The organism is Intestinimonas timonensis (assembly GCF_900626145.1).
In the GTDB taxonomy this organism is placed as follows: Bacteria; Bacillota; Clostridia; order Oscillospirales; family Oscillospiraceae; genus Intestinimonas; species Intestinimonas aquisgranensis.
Genome location: NZ_LR130816.1, coordinates 1171569 through 1194504 on the forward strand (window position 1 = coordinate 1171569; position 22936 = coordinate 1194504).

General features: G+C 46.1%; 26 protein-coding genes and 1 pseudogene. 19 read left to right on the forward strand and 8 right to left on the reverse strand.

Annotated elements, in window-relative coordinates:
• The 5 genes from E0E29_RS05805 to E0E29_RS05825 all read right to left on the reverse strand — a co-directional run bounded on the left by E0E29_RS05805 (nucleotide 1) and on the right by E0E29_RS05825 (nucleotide 3793).
• Nucleotides 1-744, reverse strand: a complete 744-nt coding sequence (locus tag E0E29_RS05805; RefSeq protein WP_479723849.1) for an ABC transporter permease — start codon at nucleotides 742-744, stop codon at nucleotides 1-3.
• Entirely contained in the window at nucleotides 728-1651 is a 924-nt protein-coding gene (locus tag E0E29_RS05810; protein WP_130849006.1) for an ABC transporter ATP-binding protein, read from the reverse strand. Before E0E29_RS05810 ends, E0E29_RS05805 begins: the two co-directional genes overlap by 17 nt.
• A 136-nt stretch (nucleotides 1652-1787) precedes the next feature.
• Nucleotides 1788-2711 carry a sensor histidine kinase gene (locus tag E0E29_RS05815; protein WP_130849007.1) on the reverse strand — a complete coding sequence of 308 codons (924 nt, stop codon included), beginning with the start codon at nucleotides 2709-2711 and terminating at the stop codon, nucleotides 1788-1790.
• A gap of 1 nt (nucleotide 2712) precedes the next feature.
• Nucleotides 2713-3414 (reverse strand): response regulator transcription factor, encoded by a 702-nt coding sequence (locus tag E0E29_RS05820; protein ID WP_130849008.1) that lies wholly within the window; start codon nucleotides 3412-3414, stop codon nucleotides 2713-2715.
• Entirely contained in the window at nucleotides 3407-3793 is a 387-nt protein-coding gene (locus E0E29_RS05825; protein WP_130849009.1) for a winged helix-turn-helix transcriptional regulator, read from the reverse strand. Before E0E29_RS05825 ends, E0E29_RS05820 begins: the two co-directional genes overlap by 8 nt.
• Before the next feature lie 146 nt (nucleotides 3794-3939).
• Between E0E29_RS05825 and E0E29_RS05830 the strand changes: the two genes are divergently transcribed.
• Nucleotides 3940-4458 (forward strand): nitroreductase family protein, encoded by a 519-nt coding sequence (locus tag E0E29_RS05830; RefSeq protein WP_130849010.1) that lies wholly within the window; start codon nucleotides 3940-3942, stop codon nucleotides 4456-4458.
• 60 nt (nucleotides 4459-4518) lie between these two features.
• Here E0E29_RS05830 and E0E29_RS05835 read toward each other — a convergent pair whose 3' ends face one another.
• Complete coding sequence (locus E0E29_RS05835) at nucleotides 4519-4836, reverse strand: ArsR/SmtB family transcription factor (RefSeq protein WP_130849011.1); 318 nt, start codon at nucleotides 4834-4836, stop codon at nucleotides 4519-4521.
• Between the two features lie 83 nt (nucleotides 4837-4919).
• Between E0E29_RS05835 and E0E29_RS05840 the strand changes: the two genes are divergently transcribed.
• The gene (locus E0E29_RS05840) at nucleotides 4920-5285 is read left to right on the forward strand and encodes an ArsR/SmtB family transcription factor (protein WP_130849012.1); all 366 of its coding nucleotides are present in this window, start codon (nucleotides 4920-4922) and stop codon (nucleotides 5283-5285) included.
• A gap of 64 nt (nucleotides 5286-5349) precedes the next feature.
• On the opposite strand, the gene E0E29_RS05845 is transcribed toward E0E29_RS05840, so the two are convergent.
• Both E0E29_RS05845 and E0E29_RS05850 read right to left on the reverse strand, forming a co-directional pair.
• Nucleotides 5350-7218, reverse strand: a complete 1869-nt coding sequence (locus E0E29_RS05845) for a heavy metal translocating P-type ATPase (protein WP_130849013.1) — start codon at nucleotides 7216-7218, stop codon at nucleotides 5350-5352.
• A gap of 63 nt (nucleotides 7219-7281) precedes the next feature.
• Nucleotides 7282-7500, reverse strand: a complete 219-nt coding sequence (locus E0E29_RS05850; protein ID WP_130849014.1) for a heavy-metal-associated domain-containing protein — start codon at nucleotides 7498-7500, stop codon at nucleotides 7282-7284.
• Nucleotides 7501-7900: 400 nt separating this feature from the next.
• Here E0E29_RS05850 and E0E29_RS05855 point away from each other — a divergent pair, with 400 nt between their 5' ends.
• The 17 genes and pseudogenes from E0E29_RS05855 to E0E29_RS05940 all read left to right on the forward strand — a co-directional run.
• Nucleotides 7901-10477: a heavy metal translocating P-type ATPase gene (locus E0E29_RS05855; RefSeq protein ID WP_242622383.1), complete on the forward strand. Its 2577-nt coding sequence runs from the start codon at nucleotides 7901-7903 to the stop codon at nucleotides 10475-10477.
• A 6-nt stretch (nucleotides 10478-10483) separates the two neighbouring features.
• Nucleotides 10484-10747 carry a metal-sensing transcriptional repressor gene (locus tag E0E29_RS05860; protein ID WP_130849016.1) on the forward strand — a complete coding sequence of 88 codons (264 nt, stop codon included), beginning with the start codon at nucleotides 10484-10486 and terminating at the stop codon, nucleotides 10745-10747.
• A gap of 153 nt (nucleotides 10748-10900) precedes the next feature.
• The gene (locus E0E29_RS05865; protein WP_130849017.1) at nucleotides 10901-12274 is read left to right on the forward strand and encodes an MATE family efflux transporter; all 1374 of its coding nucleotides are present in this window, start codon (nucleotides 10901-10903) and stop codon (nucleotides 12272-12274) included.
• Between the two features lie 11 nt (nucleotides 12275-12285).
• Nucleotides 12286-12501 carry a FeoA family protein gene (locus E0E29_RS05870; protein WP_130849018.1) on the forward strand — a complete coding sequence of 72 codons (216 nt, stop codon included), beginning with the start codon at nucleotides 12286-12288 and terminating at the stop codon, nucleotides 12499-12501.
• 6 nt (nucleotides 12502-12507) lie between these two features.
• Nucleotides 12508-14547, forward strand: a complete 2040-nt coding sequence (feoB, locus tag E0E29_RS05875) for a ferrous iron transport protein B (RefSeq protein ID WP_130849019.1) — start codon at nucleotides 12508-12510, stop codon at nucleotides 14545-14547.
• Nucleotides 14548-14674: 127 nt separating this feature from the next.
• Nucleotides 14675-14818: a FeoB-associated Cys-rich membrane protein gene (locus E0E29_RS05880; RefSeq protein ID WP_130849020.1), complete on the forward strand. Its 144-nt coding sequence runs from the start codon at nucleotides 14675-14677 to the stop codon at nucleotides 14816-14818.
• A gap of 118 nt (nucleotides 14819-14936) precedes the next feature.
• Nucleotides 14937-15983 carry a helix-turn-helix domain-containing protein gene (locus E0E29_RS05885; RefSeq protein ID WP_130849021.1) on the forward strand — a complete coding sequence of 349 codons (1047 nt, stop codon included), beginning with the start codon at nucleotides 14937-14939 and terminating at the stop codon, nucleotides 15981-15983.
• A gap of 254 nt (nucleotides 15984-16237) precedes the next feature.
• On the forward strand, nucleotides 16238-16594 hold the full coding sequence (locus E0E29_RS05890; RefSeq protein WP_237971772.1) for a winged helix-turn-helix domain-containing protein: 357 nt from the start codon (nucleotides 16238-16240) through the stop codon (nucleotides 16592-16594).
• 467 nt (nucleotides 16595-17061) lie between these two features.
• On the forward strand, nucleotides 17062-17481 hold the full coding sequence (locus tag E0E29_RS05895; RefSeq protein WP_130849022.1) for an RNA polymerase sigma factor: 420 nt from the start codon (nucleotides 17062-17064) through the stop codon (nucleotides 17479-17481).
• 607 nt (nucleotides 17482-18088) lie between these two features.
• The gene (locus E0E29_RS05905) at nucleotides 18089-18319 is read left to right on the forward strand and encodes a DUF6870 family protein (RefSeq protein WP_087417467.1); all 231 of its coding nucleotides are present in this window, start codon (nucleotides 18089-18091) and stop codon (nucleotides 18317-18319) included.
• Between the two features lie 136 nt (nucleotides 18320-18455).
• Nucleotides 18456-18701, forward strand: a pseudogene (locus tag E0E29_RS05910) (recombinase family protein); the annotation flags it as partial.
• A gap of 153 nt (nucleotides 18702-18854) precedes the next feature.
• Nucleotides 18855-19163, forward strand: a complete 309-nt coding sequence (locus tag E0E29_RS05915; RefSeq protein ID WP_005934801.1) for a DUF6050 family protein — start codon at nucleotides 18855-18857, stop codon at nucleotides 19161-19163.
• A 126-nt stretch (nucleotides 19164-19289) separates the two neighbouring features.
• Nucleotides 19290-19538 (forward strand): hypothetical protein, encoded by a 249-nt coding sequence (locus E0E29_RS18655; protein WP_058966949.1) that lies wholly within the window; start codon nucleotides 19290-19292, stop codon nucleotides 19536-19538.
• Nucleotides 19531-20292, forward strand: coding sequence for a phage antirepressor KilAC domain-containing protein (locus E0E29_RS05925; RefSeq protein ID WP_058966951.1), 762 nt, complete (start codon nucleotides 19531-19533; stop codon nucleotides 20290-20292). Before E0E29_RS18655 ends, E0E29_RS05925 begins: the two co-directional genes overlap by 8 nt.
• Nucleotides 20289-21197, forward strand: coding sequence for a DUF6017 domain-containing protein (locus tag E0E29_RS05930; protein ID WP_058967232.1), 909 nt, complete (start codon nucleotides 20289-20291; stop codon nucleotides 21195-21197). The genes E0E29_RS05925 and E0E29_RS05930 overlap by 4 nt, the downstream gene beginning before the upstream one ends.
• A gap of 125 nt (nucleotides 21198-21322) precedes the next feature.
• Nucleotides 21323-21814, forward strand: coding sequence for a PcfB family protein (locus E0E29_RS05935; RefSeq protein WP_058966953.1), 492 nt, complete (start codon nucleotides 21323-21325; stop codon nucleotides 21812-21814).
• Nucleotides 21811-22936, forward strand: a 1126-nt coding sequence (locus tag E0E29_RS05940) for a type IV secretory system conjugative DNA transfer family protein (RefSeq protein WP_242622384.1), incomplete at its 3' end; no start/stop codon positions are given. The genes E0E29_RS05935 and E0E29_RS05940, both read left to right, overlap by 4 nt.

A 22936-nucleotide genomic window follows, 5' to 3' on the forward strand; every position in this document is an offset into this window, starting at 1 on the left:
TCACTTTTCTTTCAATGCAATTTTTGCAAGTAACACAGAAACAATATCCCAGACACAGATGCAAAGGAACGCCAACGGAAGGTTAATGTCCTGTGCAAATATAATACCGGGAATATCCTTATTCCGCATCACGATCACCGCACTGCTGGTTAACGGGATCAGATACATATTGATCGACATAAAGATAAATCCAAAAAAAGCATAAACCAGCGTTACGCAGACCGGGAGAACATAGCCTTTTCTTGATGCAGTTATCGCTAAAACCGGCAACATCGCAAATGCGGTAAGCACTCCAATTTCGATACATCTTTCCAGCAAGTACAAAATGCTTCCCCATTCAAACTCCACATATCCGGGAAGTACACTGAACAGAATAGATGCTGCTGCTGTAATCAGCATAAAAACCACGGAGTAAAGTAAAACCACAAAAAATTTACTGAAAAGATACGCCAATTTGCTGACAGGCACAATCCAAAGCTGTTTCAATAAATCGCTCTGTTTTTCTTCATGGATAAGCATGGTACAAAATATTCCTAAAATGACCGGAAGGATAATAAAAAGCGTATATCCAAACGCAGACCATTTGTAAAATTGTATCGGGTCAACATCTGTATCTCCGCGGTAATTAAATAGCAGAAAAGCCATAAAAGGCATAATAAGAGAAGCCAAAAGCATGAGCCAGACCATTTTTCTGCGGCGTAGCTTTAAGAACTCTGTTTCAATCAGTTTAAGCAATGCCCTCACCTCCTGTAATTCTCTTGAAGTAGTCCTCCAAGGTATCATTGCAGAGCTGTGAGCTGATAACGGCCACATCCTGCACCACGAGGGCCTTATTGATAGCCGCCATGTCCAGCGTAGTATCATAAAGCCAAAGCGTCTGTTCATCCTGCACAGAATATTCTTTGACATGGAATTGACGTTCCAAAATCAGCGATGCTTTAGGCACATCAGATACACGCAGCAGGATATATTTACTGTTTTTCTTTGCTAATTCTTCCATACTGCTTTCTTCCAGCAAAACGCCGTGGTCGATAATACCGATGTCGTCTGCCAGCAACGCAATTTCTGAAAGAATATGGCTGGAAATCAGGATTGTCTTTCCGTGCATGGCACTCAAATTCTTAATAAAGTCCCGCATCTCTGCAATGCCGATAGGGTCAAGGCCATTTGTCGGTTCATCCAAGATCAGCAGCTCCGGATCATGCAAAATGGCGTTGGCAATGCCAAGCCGCTGTTTCATGCCGAGAGAATATTTACTGAATAGCTTTTTGTCTTTATAGGGTAGGCCGACAACTTCCAGCGCACTCTTTACTGCATCGGGGGCCGCTGTGCCACGCAGCTTTGAAAAAATCTCCAAATTCTCCGTCCCGGTCAGGTTAGGATAAAATCCCGGTGTTTCGATAATGGCACCAATACGGGGATATATCCGCTTTTCATTTCCCTTGATATTCCTACCGAACACATCCGCCTCACCAGATGTAATAGGAGCCAAGCCCAAAATCATTTTCATAATCGTAGTTTTTCCGGCTCCGTTGCGTCCAAGCAGGCCATAGATACGGCCCTTTTTAACATGAAGATCAACCGCATTGACCACAGTTTGTTCTCCATAAATTTTTGTCAGGCGTTTTGCTTCAATTACAAGATCGTCCATATAAGGTTTCCTCACTTTCCGTTGATTTGTTTCGTTTGTAAGCCAGCCACAATTAAAGTATAATCTATAAACCTTGCCAAAACCTTGCCGTAACCTTGTTTTTAGCTTGCTTTTAATACAAGAAAGCCCTGCATTTTTACAGGGCTTTTGGAAGTGTTATTGTAAATTCAGTTCCAAAGCTGGGAGTGCTGGTAACGGTGATTTTCCCTTTATGGGCGCTGACAAGCTCTTTGACAATGGACAGGCCCAGACCATTTCCGATAGCGGAACGCGAATGGTCGGCCTGATACATTCTTTCAAAAATATGTGGGAGATCGACAGGTAAAATACCAATTCCATTGTCCTTGACTGTAATAATGGCATAGTTCTCTTTTGCAGAAATAGACAATATCATCTGGTTTCCTTTGCTATGGACAATCACGTTTTGTAGCAGATTATTGAGAATACGAGTATAAGCGTTAGGGTCTATGCGAATAGAACACTCTGTTTCAGGTATTTCTATCTCATACTCAAAGCCACTGTTTTCCAAAACGGGAACCCAATCAGCCATAATGTTGCGGGACAGCTCATTGAGATCAGAATATTCAAAATGAAAAAGCTGCTCCCCGGCATCCAGTTTCACCCATTCAAATAGGCTTTCTACAAAATGCTTTAGGTGCTGGGACTTATCAAATGCGACATGGAGGTATTCTTCTTTTTCCTCACCTGAAACAATACCGCTTTCAATCGCCTCTAAATATCCCACTAAAGAAGCTAACGGTGTTTTTACATCATGGGAAAGACTTGTCATAAGTCGTTTATATGCCTGATCTGCCTGTCGCTGTCCAATAAGTCGGGCCTGATTGCTGATAGCCATTTGATTGATGTCATAGCAAATTTGCTTTGTCATATCACTTTCCCTTGCTAAAATGCGTCGGTTGAGATTGCCCCGTTTAATATCTTCCAGCGCATCTTTTATTAACGAGAGCTGGCCGTGGACTTGGCCTAATTTAGAAAGCAGGAAGGTGATGATAAGTAGGGAGATCGCCAACACTACAAGAAGATAAATATTTACTCCCATGTCACGCCTCCTTGTTGAAACGATAGCCAACCCCCCGGACGGTCAAAATATAAAAAGGATGTTCTGGGTCTGGCTCAATCTTTTTCCGCAACTTGCTGATAAAGGACATAATGTTGTTATCATCGAAAGCATATTCCTCTGCCCATACATGGGTGTAAATCTGCTTTTTCGTGAATACACGTCCCTTATTTGAAGCCAAAAAATACAGTAGGTCAAATTCTTTACTCGTTAGATCAACAGGTACGGCATTGATAGAAACAATACGGTTCTCTTTATCAATCACCATATTTTTTAGTGTCAGGTTGTTTATATCTATTGTAGAAGTGGGATTTAAGGTGGTAAACCGGCGTATGAGCGAATTGACACGAGCCATCAACTCATTAAGGCTAAATGGCTTAGTCAAATAATCGTCAGCTCCCATTCGCAGCCCGGCAACCTTATCTTCTTCATCACTTTTTGCCGTGAGCATAAGCACAGGGACATTGCTTGTTTCTCTGATTTTTTGTAATACTTGAAAACCATCTATATCAGGCATCATTACATCCAAAATAATGAGAGAATAAGCGGAATCATGTTCAGAAACCAACTCAAGGCCCTCTGCACCGCCGTATGCTATCAATGCAGACATATTTTCCTGTTCTATACATTTTTTCATCAAGGCACAAAGTTCTTTGTCATCATCTATAATCAAAACTTTATTCATGTTGTTGCTCCTTATATGTGTTTGCCATGAGGCTATGGCAACATGGGGGTTGAACATCCAGCCCGTCCAGATAACTGTTTCCCCATTGGCACATTGCGTCCAAAATAGGGATAAGGCTCCTGCCAAAAGCTGTGAGGGAATATAGAGTCTTGGGCGGCTTTTCCGGTATAACTTCACGATGAATTATACCACAATTATTCAAATCGTGAAGCTGCTGCGAAAGCATTTTCGGTGTCGCCTTTGGAATAAGCCGCTGCAATTCCATGTAATGAAGCGGCTGGTCGATTAAATGCCAAAGGATCAGCGGTTTGTATTTTCCACCGATCAGGGATAAGGTTGCTTCAACCGGACAGTTGAATTGAGTTTTTTCACATTTCATAATACATTCTCCTTTATCGCAGAGGCTATCTTTTTGGGTAGTGCCTACCAAAAAAGTGCGTTCTTGCGGATTCTGTGATTGGTGCTACAATATAGTCAGTGGTTGATTTGACATACATAAATTTCATATAGAAAGGACCGAAAACAATGGATTTCATTAACATTGCAAAACAGCGCTGCTCTGTACGCAGCTACACCGACAAGAAAGTCGAAGCCGAAAAACTGGAAAAGATTTTGGAGGCTGCTCATGTGGCTCCTACTGCCGCAAATCTCCAACCCATCCACCTGATTGCCGTTCAGAGCGAGGAAGGACTGGCTAAGATTGGCAAAGCGGCCAATGTATACGGCGCGCCTCTGGCTATTATCGTCTGCGCCGATCATAATAAGGCTTGGGTTCGTCCCTTCGATAAGAAGCAAACCGGAGACATCGATGCCTCCATTCTGACGGATCACATGATGCTTCAAGCTACGGAGCTGGGGCTTGGCTCTGTTTGGGTATGCTACTTCAAGCCGGATGTTCTCAGCAAGGAATTTGGCCTCCCTTCCAATCTGGAGCCGGTCAATATCCTGGCAATCGGTTATTCCGATGAAGGCGCGGCGGACACGGACCGTTTTGACAGCGCCCGTATTCCGTTGAGCCAGTTGGTTTCCTACGACAGCCTGTAATTCAAAATTGAACAGATCAGCGCAGCCCCCCTCTTGTGTTTACGGAATGGGGGCTGCGTTTTATCTTTCTGAAATATGAGCGTATGTTTCTTCCAATACCCATTGAATATGCTCGTCTAACAGAGAGTAAAATACATTCTTTCCGACTTTTCGCGACTGGACTAATCTTGCTATACGAAGCTCCCGAAGCTGATGGGAAACAGCCGATTCCGTAATGTTCATTTGTTTTGCCAAACTGCTTACGCATAGTTCCTGGTCCATTAAGAGCCACAGGATTTTCATACGGCTGTAATCGCCCATAGCTTTGTGCAGCTCACTTAGCTGCTCCAATTCTTGCTGTGTCGGGGTAGAAAAAGTAGTCTTTGCTGTGTCACTCATGTTTTACCTCCTCTCTATATATGAAGCTGTTTGACATCTAAAAAGGTTATGGTTATTATTGTATCAGGAAGGAGTTGATTGCTATGGAACATTACAATCTGCCTCACAACCACGGACAGAATATAGAAAATGTTTTGGAAAAAATGCCTTTGGCGGAGGACTTCAAGGATATATCATTTTTATTTCAACAGCTTGGCGATCCGACCCGCCTGCGGATTTTGTGGCTGTTGTGCCATTGTGAAGAATGTGTATGTAATATCGCGGCGGCAGTTGATATGAGTGCTCCCGCTGTATCACATCATCTGCGTATTCTAAAAAAGAGCGGGATTATAACCAGCCGCAGAGATGGAAAAGAAGTTTATTACACATTGGCCGACATGCCTCAGGCAAAACAGTTGCATAAATCCATTGATGCCCTATTCAAAATATCCTGTCCAACAAATTTATAAGCGAAATGCGCCGTCCGCTGTATTAGGAGAACGGCGCATTTATTATTTAGGGAAAAGCTGAACATTACCGCTGTACCGAGCTGTCCAGGTTCTTCACACGCATAGCGCGGATCGCGTTCAGAATGGCAATAATCGAAACACCGACATCGGCAAATACGGCAGCCCACATATTGGCTTTACCAATGGCTCCTAAAATGAGTACCAGGAACTTAACAGCCAAAGCAAATACAATATTCTGGTTTGCGATTCTGATTGTCTTTCGGGCGATTTTCATTACGGCTGCAATCTTAGAAGGCTCGTCTGTCATCAAAACAACATCGGCAGCTTCGATGGCAGCGTCAGACCCCAGGGCACCCATAGCAATACCGACATCAGCCCTTGCCAGTACCGGCGCGTCGTTGATACCGTCACCGACAAATACCAGCTTGCCTTTTTCACTTTTCTGTTTCAGCAAATCTTCCACGCGGTCAACCTTATCAGCCGGGAGCAGTTCTGTATATACCTGATCCAGACCGAGGCGTCCGGCAACCTTTTTACCTACTGCGTCTGCATCTCCGGTCAACATGACTGTCTTGCGAATACCGGAGGATTTCAGATTTTTGATAGCTGTCGCTGCGTCGGCTTTAATTTCGTCCTCGATTACAATACAGCCGGCATATTTTCCGTTGCAGGCCAGATAAACTACGGTACCCACGGAAGAAGATGGAGAATACTTGATATGCTCCTTTTGCATGAGTTTCGCGTTACCGGCCAGAATCTTTTTCCCGTCAATTACAGCCTGGACGCCGTGACCGGCAATTTCCTGTACATCGGAGATTCGGGAACTGTCAATCTTTTTTCCATAAGCGGACTTAATAGAAAGAGAAATAGGATGATTGGAATAGTCCTCTGCGTATGCAGCCAGCTCCAAAAGCTGCGTGTCTTTCATATCGACAGGATGAATTTCAGTGACAGCAAATGACCCCTTTGTCAATGTACCTGTTTTATCAAAAACAACGGTCTCTGCATGGGCCAGGGATTCCAAATAGTTACTTCCTTTAACCAAAACGCCAATTTTGGAGGAACCGCCGATACCGCCAAAGAAACTAAGCGGGATGGAGATTACCAGAGCGCAAGGGCAGGAAATAACCAGGAAGGTCAATGCCCTGTAAATCCATACGCTGAAGGATTGCTGTAAAATCAGCGGCGGCAGAACTGCCAGAGCCAGAGCCGCAAATACAACAATCGGCGTATAGTATCTGGCAAATCGGCTGATAAAGTTTTCTGTTTTGCCCTTCTTGTCGCTTGCATTTTCTACTAAGTCCAGGATTTTGGCAACTGTGGATTCCCCAAATTCCTTCGTGGTCTGTATGGTAAGAATACCCGTCTGATTGATACAACCGCTGATAACGTCCATTCCCGGTTCAACTTCACGGGGCATGGATTCTCCTGTCAGTGCGGAAGTGTCGAGTGCGGAGGTTCCTTTGATAATCTTTCCGTCCAGAGGCACACGTTCTCCGGGCTTTACAACGATGGTATCTCCGATCTGCACCTCGTCAGGGTCCACCTGAACCAGTTTACCGTCCTTTTCTATATTGGCATAATCCGGGCGAATATCCATCAGACTTGTAATGGATTTTCTGGATTTAGATACTGCATAGGACTGGAACCATTCTCCCACCTGGTAGAACAACATAACGGCAACGCCTTCGGAATGTTCGCCTAAGATCAGTGCCCCCACAGTGGCAATCGTCATAAGAAAGTTTTCATCAAATACCTGTCCATGCAGGATGTTGGTAATTGCTTTCCACACAATATCCCAGCCGGCAACCGCATAGCAGATCAGGAACACGCCCATTTCTGCCCATTCTGGCAAAGGAATGAAATTTCCGGCCAGAAATAAAGCCGCCGCCACGATAATGCGCGTTAGCAGTCGTTTTTGTTTTCGTGTCATAACGATGTTCTCCTTTCAAAAAGTACACCGGCTACCAGAGCGGCAGCCGGTGTCCAGCTTTCATCACACCTTAACGGTTACATCCGGCTCGATTTTTTTAATCAGTGCCTTTGCTTCGGCCAGAATAGCGTCGAACTTCTCGTCGGGTGCTTCCAGAACCATCTTCTGGTTAAGGAAGTTGACCTCTACATGGGTGACGCCATCAATCTTTTGTACGGCTTTCTGAATTTTGTCGGCGCAATGGCCGCAGTCCAGATCAATCAGTTTAATGGTCTTTTTCATGTCGAAAGACCTCCTTTCTTAATTCATTTGGTTGGTTTGACATGGCTGAACAATTAAAAGAGTGTTTAATCGTTCATGGCCACAGTATATTCACGAAAATGTCTAAAGTCAACGGGTTCGGGGATGATATTCCCCTTTGGATTTGAAAAGCTACTGATTGGATTGGCAATAAAAAACAGATTCCTTTTTGGATAAAAAAGACTTCCCTATGGAGCGGACAAACGAAAAGTTGAGAGCTTATAATGATACACGGTCAAATAATGACCGCTTGTGCAGACGTTATGAATGGGACGGCAGGTATTTTTCCCCCGAAAATACCAAACGTCCCTTATCATAACGCTTCTTAGTCCCCCACGGGGGAGGGGGACTTGCACATGAAATATTTATCAAGAAAGAAGGGATGATTTTGCACAAGGAGCAATTTGATATTACGGGAATGACCTGCTCGGCATGTTCTTCCAGAATCGAAAAGAGTGTAGCAAAGCTGCCCGGAATACAAGAAGTTTCTGTTAATCTGTTGAAAAACAGTATGGTTGCTTCTTATGATGAATCGGTTCTGGACACAGCGGGAATCGTTCAGGCTGTTGAAAAGGCCGGATATGGGGCGCTTCCCAAAACTTCTTCTGGAATCCAGAATAAGAGCCGTACAGAAAACCGGACAACAAAACCGGAGGTCAGTACGGCCCAGGCAGAATATAAGAAAATGAAGCAACGGCTGCTGTTGTCTGCGCTTTTCACGATCCCATTGTTCTATATTTCAATGGGGCACATGATGGGCTGGCCTCTGCCCGGCTTTTTGCTGGGGATGGAAAATGCCATGACTTTTGCTTTCACGCAGTTTCTTCTGGTGATTCCAGTAATATTTATCAATTTCAAGTATTATCGGGTAGGCTTTAAGACGCTATTTCATGGATCGCCGAATATGGATTCTCTGATAGCGATAGGTTCCAGCGCGGCAGCGGTTTACGGCATTTATGCGATTTACAAGATTGGAATTGGTTTAGGGCATGGGGATATGGCAACGGTTCACAGCTTTATGATGGACCTCTATTTTGAATCGGCTGGCATGATCCTGACCCTTATCACATTGGGTAAGACATTGGAGGCGCGCGCAAAAGGCAAGACTTCGGATGCGATTACCAAATTGATGAACCTGGCTCCAAAAACCGCAATGGTAGAGCGGGACGGACTTGAAATCCAGATTCCCGCCTCCGAAGTCCAGTTGGGAGAAACGCTGATTGTAAAAGCTGGTGAATCCATTCCAGTGGATGGTATTCTCCTGGAAGGTTTTTCATCAGTAGATGAATCTGCACTGACCGGTGAGAGTATTCCGGTTGAAAAGCATATAGGCGATAAGGTAATTGGCGCCACGATCAACAAATCCGGCTATTTCAAAATGCAGGCCACAAAAGTAGGCGACGATACCACGCTTGCACAGATTGTCCGGCTGGTAGATGATGCGACCAGCTCAAAAGCGCCGATTGCGAAACTGGCAGATAAAGTCAGCGGCGTATTTGTGCCGGTGGTTATCACTATCGCGTTGGCCGCTATGGTCGTTTGGTTATTGGCTGGGTATGGTTTGGAATTTGCTTTATCTATTGCCATTTCTGTATTGGTTATTTCCTGCCCTTGTGCCCTGGGACTTGCAACTCCCACAGCAATCATGGTAGGGACTGGAAAGGGAGCAACAAACGGCATTTTAATCAAATCGGCGGAGGCGCTGGAAACTGCACATGGTATCAATACGGTTGTTTTAGACAAGACGGGAACGATTACCCAGGGTACTCCTGTTGTTACAAACATGATGTGCAGGGACGACACACGCCAGAAAGAATTACTTCAAATCGCGGCGTCTCTGGAAAAGTTATCGGAACATCCTCTTGCGGATGCTATCGTTTCGGAGGCTGAAAAAGAAGGACTTGCGTTCCTTCCGGTCAGTGATTTTCGCCAGATTCCCGGACAAGGTATTACCGGCCAGATTGAAGGAGATATTTGTCTGGCCGGCAATCGGAGGCTGTTAGAAGCAAATGGGATTCAAGGCGGCGCATTACAGCAGCTTGGAGAGGCTATGGCCGAAGATGGAAAAACACCGCTGTTCTTTGCCCGTGCGGGTCGGCTCATTGGCGTAATTGCCGTAGCGGATGTAGTAAAACCGACCAGCAGGCAGGCCATTCAGGAATTGTCCGCGCTGGGGCTGGAAGTCGTTATGCTGACCGGCGATAATGCAAAAACAGCGGAGGCAATTAGGCGTCAGGTTGGCGTTGACCGTGTAGTGGCAGAAGTTTTTCCGCAGGATAAAGAGAAAGAAATCCGCCGTTTACAGGATGCCGGGAAAAAAGTGGCAATGGTCGGTGACGGAATCAATGATGCTCCGGCACTTGCCAGAGCAGATGTCGGTATTGCGATTGGGGCCGGAACAGACGTTGCTATTGAGTCAGCGGATATTGTACTGATGAAAAGCGATCTTCTGGATGTTTCTACGGCAATCCAGCTCAGCAAGGCGGTGATCCGCAATATCAAACAGAATCTTTTTTGGGCGTTTATCTACAACATCATCGGAATCCCTGTTGCTGCGGGTGTATTCTTCATTCCGTTTGCCTTGAAACTGAATCCGATGATCGGAGCTTTTGCTATGAGCTTTAGCTCTGTGTTCGTGGTAACAAATGCTCTGCGGCTGCGGTGGTTTAAGCCCAAACATATTTCCCGTGATGAAAATATCATGGAAGATCAGACAGTTATTGTAGAAAAAAGTAAAGGAGAAATTCAAATGGAAAAGACATTGAGCATTGAAGGTATGGTGTGCATGAATTGCGTAAAGCATGTGGATAAGGCACTGCGGGAAATTCCGGGTGTCCAGAGTGTAGAGGTGGACCTGGGAAATAAGTCCGCGCAGGTGCAGTTGAATCAGGACGTGCCTGATGCTGTGTTGAAGGCTGCCGTTGAAGATGCCGGTTACGAAGTAATCGGCGTGCGGTAAGCGCCTATGAAAGCACAGAAAGGCGATATATCTCACAAGCTGAAAATTGCACGGGGGCAGTTGGATGGGATTTTACAAATGGTTGACGAAGATCGTTACTGTGTAGATATTTCCAACCAGATTTTAGCGACCCAGGCCCTACTCAGAAGCGCCAATCAGCAAATTTTGCAAGCCCATATCCGAACCTGTGTCCGCGAGGCATTACAGACGGACACTGACAATCCAAAGCTGGAAGAAGCATTGAAATTGCTTGAAAAAATGATGCAGTAGCAATTTGGAGCGGGCAGCGTAAATTCCTCCCGCTCCATTTTTGTTCCGTTTGGATTGGCATTTCTCCAATTAGGAGCGTACAAAACAAAGCAAATCTTATATACTTTAAGTGGTTAGACATGGCTAATGAATTTAGACCAGGAGGAATAAGTGATGAAACAGGCACTTGATACAAGAACAAAACTTTTAACAAAAAGTCCCTGGCCGCTTATGATAGAACTTAGCATACCTGCGGTTCTTGGTATGGTGGTTGTTGGACTTTATAACATGATGGATTCCATCTTTGTAGGCCAGATGGTAGGCGACGTACAGATGGGCGCCATATCGGTATCTTATCCATTTACTTTGATAAACGCAGGATCGGCGGCAATGATCGGCGTGGGCTCTGCTTCGGTATTGTCCCGTGCCATTGGTAAGAAAGACGAAAATACCATTAAGAAGATCATGGGCAACCTCGTTGCAATGATTCTGCTGTTGTCCGTCATTTATACGGTTGTGGGTATGGTGTTTACCCGTCAGCTTCTGTCTTTGGCCGGAGCCAGTGACAATATTCTGAACTATGCTGAAAAATATCTGCGGATTGTTTTTGCGGGTTCTCTATTCGTGAATTTCTTCCAAAGTGCTAATATGGTAATCCGCGGGGAAGGCCAGCTCAAAAAGGCTATGACAATCATTGCCAGCGGCGCTATTTTGAATATTATTCTGGACCCGATTTTTATTAAGATTCTAAATCCCTACGGTATGGGTATTGAGGCCGCCGCTTATGCAACAATCCTTTCCCAATTTATCCAGGCTGCTGTTACTTTGTGGTATTTCAAAAAGAAAAGCCCTCATGTGAAAATTGGGCGTATTCGCATTGATGGTGAATTGCTTCCCCAGGTTCTTTCCGTTGGCGTGTCTGCCCTTCTGATGCAGATTTTGACTTTGGTACAGCAGACAGTAATTTATCGTGTAGCCTCTAATTATGGCGGTGAGACTTCACAGCTTCTTTTGGGCGCGGCACTTCGTTTTTGGAATTTTTCGTTTGTACCTCTGTGGGGTATCAGCCAGGGATTCCAGCCAGCCGCCGGCACGAACTATGGTGCAAAGGACTATGACCGTGTAAAAACACTGACCCGTGTTTTCATTATCGCAGCAACAATATTGTCTCTGGTATTCTATATTCCGGTTGAACTGTTCCCGGACAAAATTTTGTCCATGTTCCTGACAACGCCGGGTATTGCCGCATCGGGAGCTACGAATTTCCGTATCATGTTCAGCACGTACATTTTACAGGGAAGTTTCCTGATCGCTGTTACTTTGTTCCAGGCTTTAGGTAAAGCAAAGAAGGCAACCTGGCTGGTATTGTTCCGTCAGATCATTTTGTTTATTCCGCTTTGTGTGGTTCTGCCGATGATCGGCGGTATGGGTATCCGTGGTGTCTGGCTGGCGATTGCTCTGACGGATGCAATTCTGGTTGTCATTACTATTTCCATGATGCTTTACGAATTTCGCAGGATGCCGGCAACTTTGAATGTAAAGCGATAGGAGGTATGTATATGTACCTTTGTGATGGAAGTATTGGAAATGATTACAAGGTAACGGATATTAAGCTGCCTACAAATATCGAAAAACGGTTGGAGGCATTGGGGATGACCCGTGGGACTACCGTTACCGTTTTGAACAGTAAGAGCAAAGGGGTTCTGATTGTTAAGGTAAGAGGGACCCGGTTTGCCTTTGGGCGTAACATTACAAAAAATATATTCGTGAGGTAAATTCCGATGGGAGAAAACTTGACTATCGGTTTCATCGGAAATCCAAACTGCGGGAAAACGACACTTTTCAACGCTTATACAGGTGCAAACCTGAAAGTGGCAAACTGGCCGGGTGTTACCGTTGAAAAAGTGGAAGGTGCCATTAAAGACCATGATATGAACATTCGTCTGGTCGATCTTCCGGGCACATACAGCCTGACCTCCTATACAATGGAGGAACAGGTGTCCAGGCAGTTTATACTAAGTGATGAAGTCGATGTAATTATTGACGTTGCGGATGCCTCTGCTCTGGAGCGAAACTTATATCTGACGCTGCAGCTTTTGGAGCTGGGCAAACCGGTTGTGCTGGCGCTGAACATGATGGATATTGTGGAGAAGCGCGGCATGGAAATTGATACACACAGGCTGCCGGAAATGCTGGGGATTCCCGTTATTCCGGTTTCGGCCAGAAAGCGGACGGGGCTGGATGTGCTGCTCCATGCGGCGGCACATCATAAAGACTGCAAGGACCCGGATTGCTTAATTCATCATCATAAATATAAACCGAAGCATAGACACGACCATCATTCGGAGTATGCTATGGTTTACAGTGATGCCATTGAGGACAAGATTGACCTTATCATGGCAGAACTAAAAAGAAAATATCCTGATTTGACAAATTACCGCTGGCACGCGATCAAGTTATTAGAGCAGGATCAGGAAATCACAAAACGCTATCCGGTTGATTTGCCGGATGTGCTTGACCGGAACTATGAATCGGACATTATCAACGAGAAGTACGATTTTATTCAGGAGATCATCAATGAAGTGCTGGTGAATAAAGACCGGCAGGATGCGTTGACTGAAAAAGTGGACCGGGTATTGACACACCGTATATGGGGAATCCCTATTTTTCTCGGTATTATGGCGGTGGTATTCTTTCTGACCTTTACAATCGGTGATTGGTTAAAAGGATATTTTGAAATGGGCGTTGAAGGTCTGTCAGAGCTGGTAAACAACGGATTGATTGCCGTGGGCGTCAATGAAGTATTGCGCTCGCTTTTGGTGGACGGAATCATAGCCGGTGTCGGTGGTATTCTGACATTTCTTCCTAACATTTTTATTCTGTTTCTGGCATTGGCCTTTTTGGAGGACAGCGGCTATATGGCCCGTGTCGCTTATGTTATGGAAGGGATTATGAGCAAGCTGGGACTGGCTGGCAGGGCATTTATTCCCATGATTTTAGGGTTTGGCTGTACTGTGCCAGCAATCATGGCGTCCAGGGCATTAGAAAACCGGCGGGATCGGTTTAAGGTCATGCTGATTACTCCGTTTATGAGTTGCAGCGCCCGACTGCCGATCTACATACTATTTGCTGAAATGTTCTTTGCGGATAAGGCAATGTTGGTGGCGTATTCCATGTATCTGATTGGTTTGGTGGTTGCTATCTTGGTAGCAGCAGTTATTCATTTGATAGATCGGAAAAAGTCAGAGAATTATCTGCTGATTGAATTGCCGGAGTATAAAGCCCCCAGCAGCCGTACCGTGGCAATTTATGTGTGGGAAAAGATCAAGGACTATCTTACAAAAGCCGGTACTACTATTTTTGTGGCGTCTATCGCTATGTGGGTTATCCTTAATTTTGGACCGCATGGATATACAACGGAAATGGCAGAGAGTTTTGGCGCTATCTTAGGTCATTGGCTGGTTCCGTTCTTTGCCCCGATTGGTCTTGGATTCTGGCAGATAGCGGTAGCTCTGATTGCCGGTATTTCTGCAAAAGAAGTTGTTGTGTCGAGCTGTGCCGTTCTCTTTGGTGTACCTAATATCAACTCAGGGGCCGGGATGAATACACTGGTAGGTATTTTGGGCGCTTCTGGTTTTGGACAGCTCAATGCGATCTGCCTTATGGTATTTTGCTTGCTGTATATTCCATGCGCAGCAGCATTGGCTACAATCCGTAAGGAATCAGGCAGCACAAAGTGGATGCTGTTTTCGGCTGTATTCCAGTTGGCAGTTGCATGGCTCGTCACATTTGCTATTTATCAGATTGGATCACTACTATAACAAAGGAGTTGTGTAAATGAAGAAATTGTTTTGGTCTTTGGCAGTTATTACGGTTTTGGTTTCTGCTGTATGGTGCCTGATGAATCGTAGGCAGGATTCTTGATAACAGGCAAGAAAGGAGTATGGAATGGTTCTGACAATCGTGATCGTTGCTGCAATAGCTATTTACGCAATCTGGGCTGTTCGGAAAGTTCGAAGGGATCACAAGAACGGTTCGTGCTGCGGCGGCAGTTGTTCCGGCTGTGCCGGCAGAGAATATTGCAGTAAATAAATCGCTTAGGAGCCAGTGCTTTTTCTGAAAGTGCTGGCTCCCCCTATTTGCACTGTGGACATTTTTGCGTTATAATTTCCGATTGGAGTGATAATCCTTCTGATTGGAGCGGTGCAAAGTGAAGAAAACCTTTATAATAAAAAATGCCAGTAAAAAGCTGGCAGAACAGATCAACAATACAGGAATGATAGAAAGGACTGCTATGAGTACAGACCCGGTTACAAATTCAAAGGGGTTGTCTGCGGTCATTCCAAAAGATAATGATGGTTACTGTACTGTCTATAAAATGGATTGTACGGATGGGCTTGGCTTAATGACGGTTTATCAGGTCTACCCTGGCATCCAGGTTATTTACAATGATTTTGAAGCTACAAGCTGTGAATGGGATGGAAATTTTGATACAAACATCCTGGAAATCAACCATTGCCGGGAAGGGCGGGAAGGCTGCCGCCTTTTGAGTGGTTCGTGTCTGTATCTTGGAGAGGGCGATATGTCTATCCATGCAATGGACAACTGCTCACCTGAAATGTCTTTCCCGCTAAAACATTATCGTGGAATATCCGTAGTGATTAACCTTAATACGGTAGCGGAAAATCCACCTGAAATTCTTTCTGAAAGCGGCATTGATATTCTGGATTTTAAGGGAAAATTCTGCGCTGACGGAAACTGTTTTATCATGCGGGCAAAAAATGAGATTGAGCATATCTTCTCTGAATTATATTCTGTACCGGACTTTTTGCAGAAATCCTATTTTAAGCTCAAAGTTCAGGAATTGCTTTTGTTCCTCAGCGTGATAGATGTCTCAAAGGAAAAACAGCGGGAGCAATATACGGCACCGCAAGTAGAGATTGTAAAAGAGATTCATCAGAAGTTGGTTTCCAATTTGCAGGAGAGGCCCACGATTGAGCAGCTTTCAAAAGAATTCCTTATCAATACTGCAACACTGAAAAATACATTTAAGGGAATCTACGGGCAGCCCATTGGAACCTATATGAAAGAGTACCGTATTAGACAAGCTGCTGTACTGCTTCGGCAGACACAGGCGACAATAGCAGAAATTGCCAATCAGGTCGGATACGAAAACCAGAGCAAATTTGCGACTGCGTTTCGAGATGTTATGATGATCTCGCCGGCTGAATACCGAAAGCAAAATATTGGCGAATAGATATATTGTCAAAACGATACTGTCAGATGGGGTTGATTGCAGATAAGCAAGACCAGTGGGTAAGACTTATTTATCCACTGGTTTTTTCTATCTAACGCGGGAGGTGATGACATGGGAAATTAGCGGTATTTGACTTATCTGAGAATGGCAGACAGATTGGCGAAAAGCTCTTTGTTTTGCTTAATGTGGACCAACAGCAGGAAATGATAGATTTTGCTCTTGAAGTAAAACAACGAGGGGGATTTATCGCTGATATGTCGCATATTATCTCTGCTATCGGACAAAAAGCCGACGGACAGCCCTTAACAGAAATTCGGGAAGGAGATTTATACCTTTGCTTGGAACACCGTCATGTATCTGTCCGCGAACAGGAAATTGCCCTTACAGTAAAAGAGTTTGACATTCTTGCATTGCTTATAATGAATCCCAAACGTGTATTTACCTATGAACTTATTACTGATTTGGTCTGGAATGAGGATTACACTTACTATTCTCGAAAGGCCATTAACAATCATGTGAGCAATCTGCGAAAAAAGCTAAAAATCAGACCTGATGATCCTGATTACATTAAAAGCGTTACCGGAATCGGATATAAATTTGCATTACCATGACAAGGCCGTTAGGAAGAAGCCTCTTTCCTAATGACCTTGTTTTTTGATTCCAACTATGTTGAATTTTATCAGAATTTGCGGTCGGCTTGGACAAAAACGGAATGCTTTTGGAAAGGTTCAAGTAATCTGCTCGTTATAATTTCTTCCCATAAGAGGCCAATAATAGATATTCCGTGCCTCTTTCGTGGGGAGGGGTGTGCGGATGCTGCCAAAAGATACCGGACAGCCAAAATATTCTATTCTATATAATGCCCTATATGCCGTAATCCGTCTGTTATGGATTGCGGCATTTTTCAACTCGACAAGATTTGAGGTTTTTTTACATGCCTTGATTTGGTGCGTACCCATTGTTATATGGGTGCGCTTTTTTGTATCTTGCGGCGATATTACCCCACACTGCCGCTCCCCGCCCTCTGGTTTCGATTTGCCAGCTATCAACTCAAAAATCGAAATTGGAGGACACCCTAATGAAAGAAATCAATTTGAGGGACTATTACCCTTTTTATACAACAGATATGATTGTGGAAGTGCCGGACGAGGTTGCCGATCTGCTCTATGAATACAAATTGAGTGAGGCAGCTCATTTCCTGCGTACATACCGGCACAAGGCTTATTTTTCACTGGACTATGACGAGAATGTGGAGCGGGATGCTCTGGTGATCGTGCTGACACCGGCGGAAATTCTGGAACAGGAAGAAGAAAATGCCCGGCTGTATCGGGCGGTTGCCATGCTGCCAGAGAAGCAGCGCAGCCGGATCAGCGCCCATTTCTTTCTTGGCATGAGCTTATCGGAAATTGCAAAGAGTGAGAATTCCGCTCCCAGCTCCGTGCATGAAGGAATCCAGCGGGGGCTTCGGCGCCTGAAAAAAATTCTGGAAGAAATTTAATCCAGACCCCGAAAAACAGCCCCAAAAATGAAATGAATAATAGAGGGACATATTTCCGGCAGGACAAGCCCGGAGGGTGTGGCCGTGTGGCAGACGCCCCGGCACACAGCAGACGTGAATTGTCATAACTGCCCGCCCTCTCCTGTTCTTTGACAACTGAATATACGGTGTTATAGGTACTTCCCCTGTGTTCCGAGCGACGAATGGGGCGGCGCAATGACAGGCAGCTTAGGAGGTGATGAACAAAGCTGTCCGAGCGATCCACGCAACCCATTGACCCGGCTGTGGCAGGCCGGGCGCGATGACGGACACAGGCTATAATGGTACTTTCTCACGATCCCCTAAGGACTTGGGGGAAGTTCCTGCGGTGTTCGCCAGCTCTGGCAAAGCAGCGGCACAGGCGGGGCTATGATGCGGCCAAGCTGTCCGCAGCCTATAACATCCCCTTTTCCTGCACAGTCAGGATCATGCCGGGGCGCGTGGCAAATACGGCATAGCAAAATCGAAATCAGATACCATGAGCCGGGCCTGCTTCCTTATGGACGGGGCCGGCTTATTCATGTGGTTTTGATGTCACTATATTGCAGAACGGAAAGGAGCGTGTGCCATGCAGGAACCATATACTTTATCAGGACAGAAGGATATTTCTGCTGAACCGCTGGCGGATATTCGCCATGTGTCAGTCAATAAAGACTTATCCAGGGAAGAACGGATCGCCGAGTTTGTCCGGCAGATCAAAGACCCCTACTGCTTCAAGTGCGGTAAGTTTACTGTCCGAGCCAGCTTCGCTCAGGGCGGTGCTACACTGGAAGAATGTTTGCAGGGCGTCTTACGGTAAAAAATTTTTGAATTGGGGGCTGCTTTTTCCCGCGGGGAGCGTTATAATATTCTTGGGAAAAGGAATTGAATAACGAATGTACGAACTGCACTCCTTGAATTGCGGGATTTTTCCGCGACGAAAGGAGTGTTTTTGTATGCAGGTTTACAGAGCGATCAAATATATCCGTCTCTCTTATACGGATGACAAATCAACGGAAAGCGACAGTGTTGTAAACCAAAGAAAACTGATTGACAACTATATCGCCCAGCACCCGGAGATCGAGGTTGTGGACGAAAAGATTGACGACGGTTACAGCGGAGTCCTTTTTGACCGGCCAGCATTTCAGGAAATGATGGAGCTTATCAAGGAAGGCAAAGCCAACTGTGTCATTGTCAAGGATTATTGTGCGATAATAGGACTAAATCAGAAAGACCTTGAAAACCAAGGCATTCTGGCTTAGTCCCTTCTTTTTTTGACCGAAAACAAAGGACTTTCACAATAATCAAGCAAGCCGGAGGGTGCTGCTGCACACTTCCGGCAGAAGGAGGATATAGTGGGTGCTATCAAAGTCTTCTTGAAGGAGGTTCTGCTTCCAATCGCGCTTGCGTTCTGCCTCGCGTCATTTCTCAAGCCGATCTATATGCCTGACGGCGTATGCGACTACTTTCTTATGTGGATCTGCGTTGGATTACCGTTCGGCATCCGGAGGATGTGCCTCTGGCTCGTTCCCAGCGGCTACGGTATCTCCGGCTCAGTCGGCATCTTCGCATTGAACTTAATCATAGGCGGTCTTATCGGAGGACTTGCCTTCTTCATCGGGCTGCTGCTCGGTGTCATTCATACCATCCGAGAAATAATCTGAACTACATCGTAAACGAAGAGGGTTTGTTTCTTCTCCAATTTGGAGTAAGAAGCAAACCCTCTTTTTTTGTTGCCCAAAAGCCGGAATATTTGCTGGCGATGCGGCGAAGGAAAGGAGTTTTTAAGTATGAAACGCATGACAGCCGGTGATCTGCAAGCACTGGAATTGCTGATGCAGACCACACCCGGCTTTGAGCATTTTGACAGCGGCGCGGATGGCATTCTCCCTGAGTGCCGAAGCTGCCGCTTTCACCGTCCTCACTGGAAATATCAATCCTGCGTGTTTGCAGAGTGTCCTTACTGCTGCAATCCCGTTTCAACCCTCAAAAATCAAAGTGGCACATCTGCTGCCGGAAAGGAAGTCAGTCATGGATAACAAAATCGAAGTCTTCAAGAATGAACAGTTCGGTGAGGTGCGAACGATCCTCGAAGGGGAAACACTCCTGTTCTGCGGTTCAGATATTGCGAAAGCACTTGGATATGCCCGACCCGGAAAGGCAATTATTGATCACTGCAAGGGTGTCCTAAAACGGGACACCCTTACAAGCGGTGGTATGCAGTCCCTTTCCTATATACCGGAGGGCGATGTTTACCGACTGATTGTTCACAGCAAACTCCCTGCTGCTGAGAAGTTTGAACACTGGCTGTTCGATGAAGTTGTCCCCACCATCCGCAAGACAGGCGGCTACATGACGGACTCCCTTCTGGAACGTATTCAGAAGGAACCGGCGGTCATTGTGGAGTTTGCTCAGGCGTTGATTCTGGAAAAGAATCGTGTGAAGGCTCTTGAGTGTGAGCTGAACACAGCGAAGCCTAAAGCTGATTACTACGACGCCTTCATCAATCCGGATGACTGCACCAATATCCGAACGACGGCGAAGGAACTGAAAATCCCGGAGCGCAAGTTCGTCCAGTTTCTTCTCAGGGAGAAGTACCTGTTCCGCTCTCCCTCCGGGCAGCTTCTTCCCTACAACAAGGACAGCAATGCCGGACTGTTCATCGTCCGCGATTTCGTGACGTACTGCTACACCGGTTCTCAGACCTACTTCACGCCGAAGGGCAAGGAGGTCATCCGAGTGAAGTTCCAGAAAAAGTGCGCCGAAGAGCTGCTTCCCAAGATGGCAAGGTGATTTCTGTGGCAGTCTATCGCGTAAACAAGAATCGCGGCTATACGGTCATGGCGAACTTTCACCTCCGCGACAAGAGCCTGTCACTCAAGGCAGTCGGGCTTCTCTCAAAGATGCTCTCATTCAATGACGGCTGGAAGTTCTCCACCAAGGGACTTTCCGCAATCTGCAAGGAAGGTCCGGATGCCATTCTCTCCGCGCTTCGTGAGCTTGAAAAACACGGCTACCTCGTCAGGCACCGGCAGAGAGACGGTAAAGGCAGGATGAGCAGTACAATCTTTGAGATATACGAAGAGCCGCAGGAGTCCACGCCAGAACAGGAAATGCCACACACGGAAAATCCATGTGTGGAGAAGCCAGATGTGGATAATCCACGCGGGGATAAGTCCGCACAAATAAATACTAATCAAGTAATTACCCAAGAAAGAAATACTCTCTCAAAGAACTATCAATCCATCAATCTTGATGGGATGGACAGGATGGATGAGCGAAGCGAGTATGAAGAGATTATCAAAGAGAATCTTGATTACGACATTCTCTGTCAGGATCCGAAGTTCGATAAAGACCGCTTCCGGGAGATCATGGACATCATGCTGGATGCTGTCTGCTCTACCGCTCCGACCATCCGTATCAACGGCGAGGATATGCCGCAGCAAGTGGTCAAGTCCCGCTTTCTCAAACTGAATAGCAGCCACATTGAGTACGTTCTGGAAGCAATGAACAAGAATCCGTCAGACATCCGCAATATCCGGGCGTACCTGTTGACCGCTCTGTATAACGCCTCTCTGACGATAGACAATTATTACTCTGCGCTTGTCAACCATGATTTCTACGGGCAGGACAGATCAGCAGAGTCAAAGAAGCCCAAGACCTACGATTATAGCCTTTGTGAAGATACTTTTTATTGAATACCATCGTGAGCATTGCTCGGAAAGGAGGACATTGCAAATGAAAATCATCTATCGCCGGATTGTGCCGCCTTAGCTGATGCAGCATTCCCACAATCATTCCAAGGAAAGGAGGTATCACTGCAATGCAGGATGAAGTCAACACCAAAGTTGTTGCAATCATGATCAAGGGCGGCAAAATCTCTGCCGAGGTACTGAAAAAGGCGCTGGACAAGTTCGTTCAGGAAATTGAGAAGGCACAGAAGCAGATGCAGCAGCCCAAAGCCTATCGCGGCAAGCAGTCCATCAAGCATCTGATGAGCCAGAACGCCGCCATCTCCAACATCGAAGTGACGGACGGCAACATCAAGTCCTTTGAGCGGACTGCCAGCAAATACGGTCTGGACTTTGCGCTCAAGAAGGACGTTTCCGTTGAGCCGCCCAGCTATCTTGTCTTCTTCAAGGGACGGGACGTTGATGTTATGACCGCCGCGTTCAAGGAGTTCTCCGCCAAAACCGTCAAGCAGAAGGAACAGCCGTCCATCCGGCACAAGCTGGATCATGAGAAAGCCCAGAGCAAGGCACAACACAAAGAGAAGGTCAAGGTCAAGACCAAGGATCGGGGTGTGGAGCTGTGAACAAACCCGATGTGAAGAAACTCATTCTTCTGAACCTTCCGTATGTCTTCGCCTTCTACTTCGCGGATAAGATCGCCGCCGTGTTTCGTCTCGCCCCCGGCACAGAGTTCATCGACAAGCTGACAAACGGCTTTGCCGTGTTCGGCTCTGCCTTTGCAAATCCGCTGCCCAGCTTTCATCCCGTCGATCTTCTCATCGGTCTGTCGGCTGGAGTGTTGCTCAAGCTGGCGGTCTACGTCAAGGGCAAAAACCGCAAGAAGTTCCGGCAGGGCGAAGAATACGGATCTGCCCGCTGGGGCAAACCGGAGGACATTAAGCCGTACATGGACCCAGAGTTCTCCAACAATGTCATTCTGACGCAGACGGAGTTCCTGACCATGAACAGCCGCCCGAAGCAGCCAAAATACGCCCGCAACAAAAATATCCTCGTCATCGGCGGTTCCGGCTCAGGCAAGACGCGCTTTTTCGTCAAACCTAACCTGATGCAGATGCACAGCAGCTACGTTGTGACTGACCCGAAGGGTACGGTGCTGGTGGAGTGCGGCAAAATGCTTGAAAAGGGAGGCTACGTCATCAAGTCGCTGAACACCATCAATTTCAATAAATCCATGCACTACAACCCATTCGCGTACATCCGCAGCGAGAAGGACATCCTCAAGCTGGTCAATACGATCATCGTCAATACGAAGGGAGATGGCGATAAGTCCGGCGAAGATTTTTGGGTGAAGGCGGAAAAGCTCTACTACACAGCTCTCATCGGCTACATCTGGTATGAGGCACCCGATCACGAGAAAAACTTTACTACCCTGCTCGAAATGATCAATGCCTCGGAAGCCAGAGAGGACGATGAGACCTTCAAGAACCCTGTGGATGTCATGTTCGACGAGCTGGAAGCCCGCGACCCTGACCACTTTGCGGTCAAGCAATACCGCAAGTACAAGCTGGCGGCTGGTGTTGTATGCTCTAAAAGACTTCTTAATCAAGCGGTTAGGAAGTCTCTTAGAACACATAACCTAAAACCGAAGAAAGGAGCGCAAGTTATGAGAAAAAACGAGAAAATCACAGCTCTGTACGAACGACTGAGCCGTGATGACTTTGGCAAAGATGATGACCAACAGCGTG

Coding starts and splice junctions, on each gene's coding strand:
- E0E29_RS05825 (WP_130849009.1), bottom strand. CDS start 3,793: ATGAAATGTGAAAAAACTCAATTCAACTGTCCGGTTGAAGCAACCTTA.
- E0E29_RS05935 (WP_058966953.1), top strand. CDS start 21,323: ATGCAGGATGAAGTCAACACCAAAGTTGTTGCAATCATGATCAAGGGC.
- E0E29_RS05895 (WP_130849022.1), top strand. CDS start 17,062: ATGAAAGAAATCAATTTGAGGGACTATTACCCTTTTTATACAACAGAT.
- E0E29_RS05810 (WP_130849006.1), bottom strand. CDS start 1,651: ATGGACGATCTTGTAATTGAAGCAAAACGCCTGACAAAAATTTATGGA.
- E0E29_RS05860 (WP_130849016.1), top strand. CDS start 10,484: ATGAAAGCACAGAAAGGCGATATATCTCACAAGCTGAAAATTGCACGG.
- E0E29_RS05820 (WP_130849008.1), bottom strand. CDS start 3,414: ATGAATAAAGTTTTGATTATAGATGATGACAAAGAACTTTGTGCCTTG.
- E0E29_RS05855 (WP_242622383.1), top strand. CDS start 7,901: ATGATTTTGCACAAGGAGCAATTTGATATTACGGGAATGACCTGCTCG.
- feoB (WP_130849019.1), top strand. CDS start 12,508: ATGGGAGAAAACTTGACTATCGGTTTCATCGGAAATCCAAACTGCGGG.
- E0E29_RS05905 (WP_087417467.1), top strand. CDS start 18,089: ATGCAGGAACCATATACTTTATCAGGACAGAAGGATATTTCTGCTGAA.
- E0E29_RS05890 (WP_237971772.1), top strand. CDS start 16,238: ATGTCGCATATTATCTCTGCTATCGGACAAAAAGCCGACGGACAGCCC.
- E0E29_RS05850 (WP_130849014.1), bottom strand. CDS start 7,500: ATGAAAAAGACCATTAAACTGATTGATCTGGACTGCGGCCATTGCGCC.
- E0E29_RS05865 (WP_130849017.1), top strand. CDS start 10,901: ATGAAACAGGCACTTGATACAAGAACAAAACTTTTAACAAAAAGTCCC.
- E0E29_RS18655 (WP_058966949.1), top strand. CDS start 19,290: ATGAAACGCATGACAGCCGGTGATCTGCAAGCACTGGAATTGCTGATG.
- E0E29_RS05880 (WP_130849020.1), top strand. CDS start 14,675: ATGGTTCTGACAATCGTGATCGTTGCTGCAATAGCTATTTACGCAATC.
- E0E29_RS05840 (WP_130849012.1), top strand. CDS start 4,920: ATGGAACATTACAATCTGCCTCACAACCACGGACAGAATATAGAAAAT.
- E0E29_RS05845 (WP_130849013.1), bottom strand. CDS start 7,218: ATGACACGAAAACAAAAACGACTGCTAACGCGCATTATCGTGGCGGCG.
- E0E29_RS05925 (WP_058966951.1), top strand. CDS start 19,531: ATGGATAACAAAATCGAAGTCTTCAAGAATGAACAGTTCGGTGAGGTG.
- E0E29_RS05870 (WP_130849018.1), top strand. CDS start 12,286: ATGTACCTTTGTGATGGAAGTATTGGAAATGATTACAAGGTAACGGAT.
- E0E29_RS05815 (WP_130849007.1), bottom strand. CDS start 2,711: ATGGGAGTAAATATTTATCTTCTTGTAGTGTTGGCGATCTCCCTACTT.
- E0E29_RS05835 (WP_130849011.1), bottom strand. CDS start 4,836: ATGAGTGACACAGCAAAGACTACTTTTTCTACCCCGACACAGCAAGAA.
- E0E29_RS05830 (WP_130849010.1), top strand. CDS start 3,940: ATGGATTTCATTAACATTGCAAAACAGCGCTGCTCTGTACGCAGCTAC.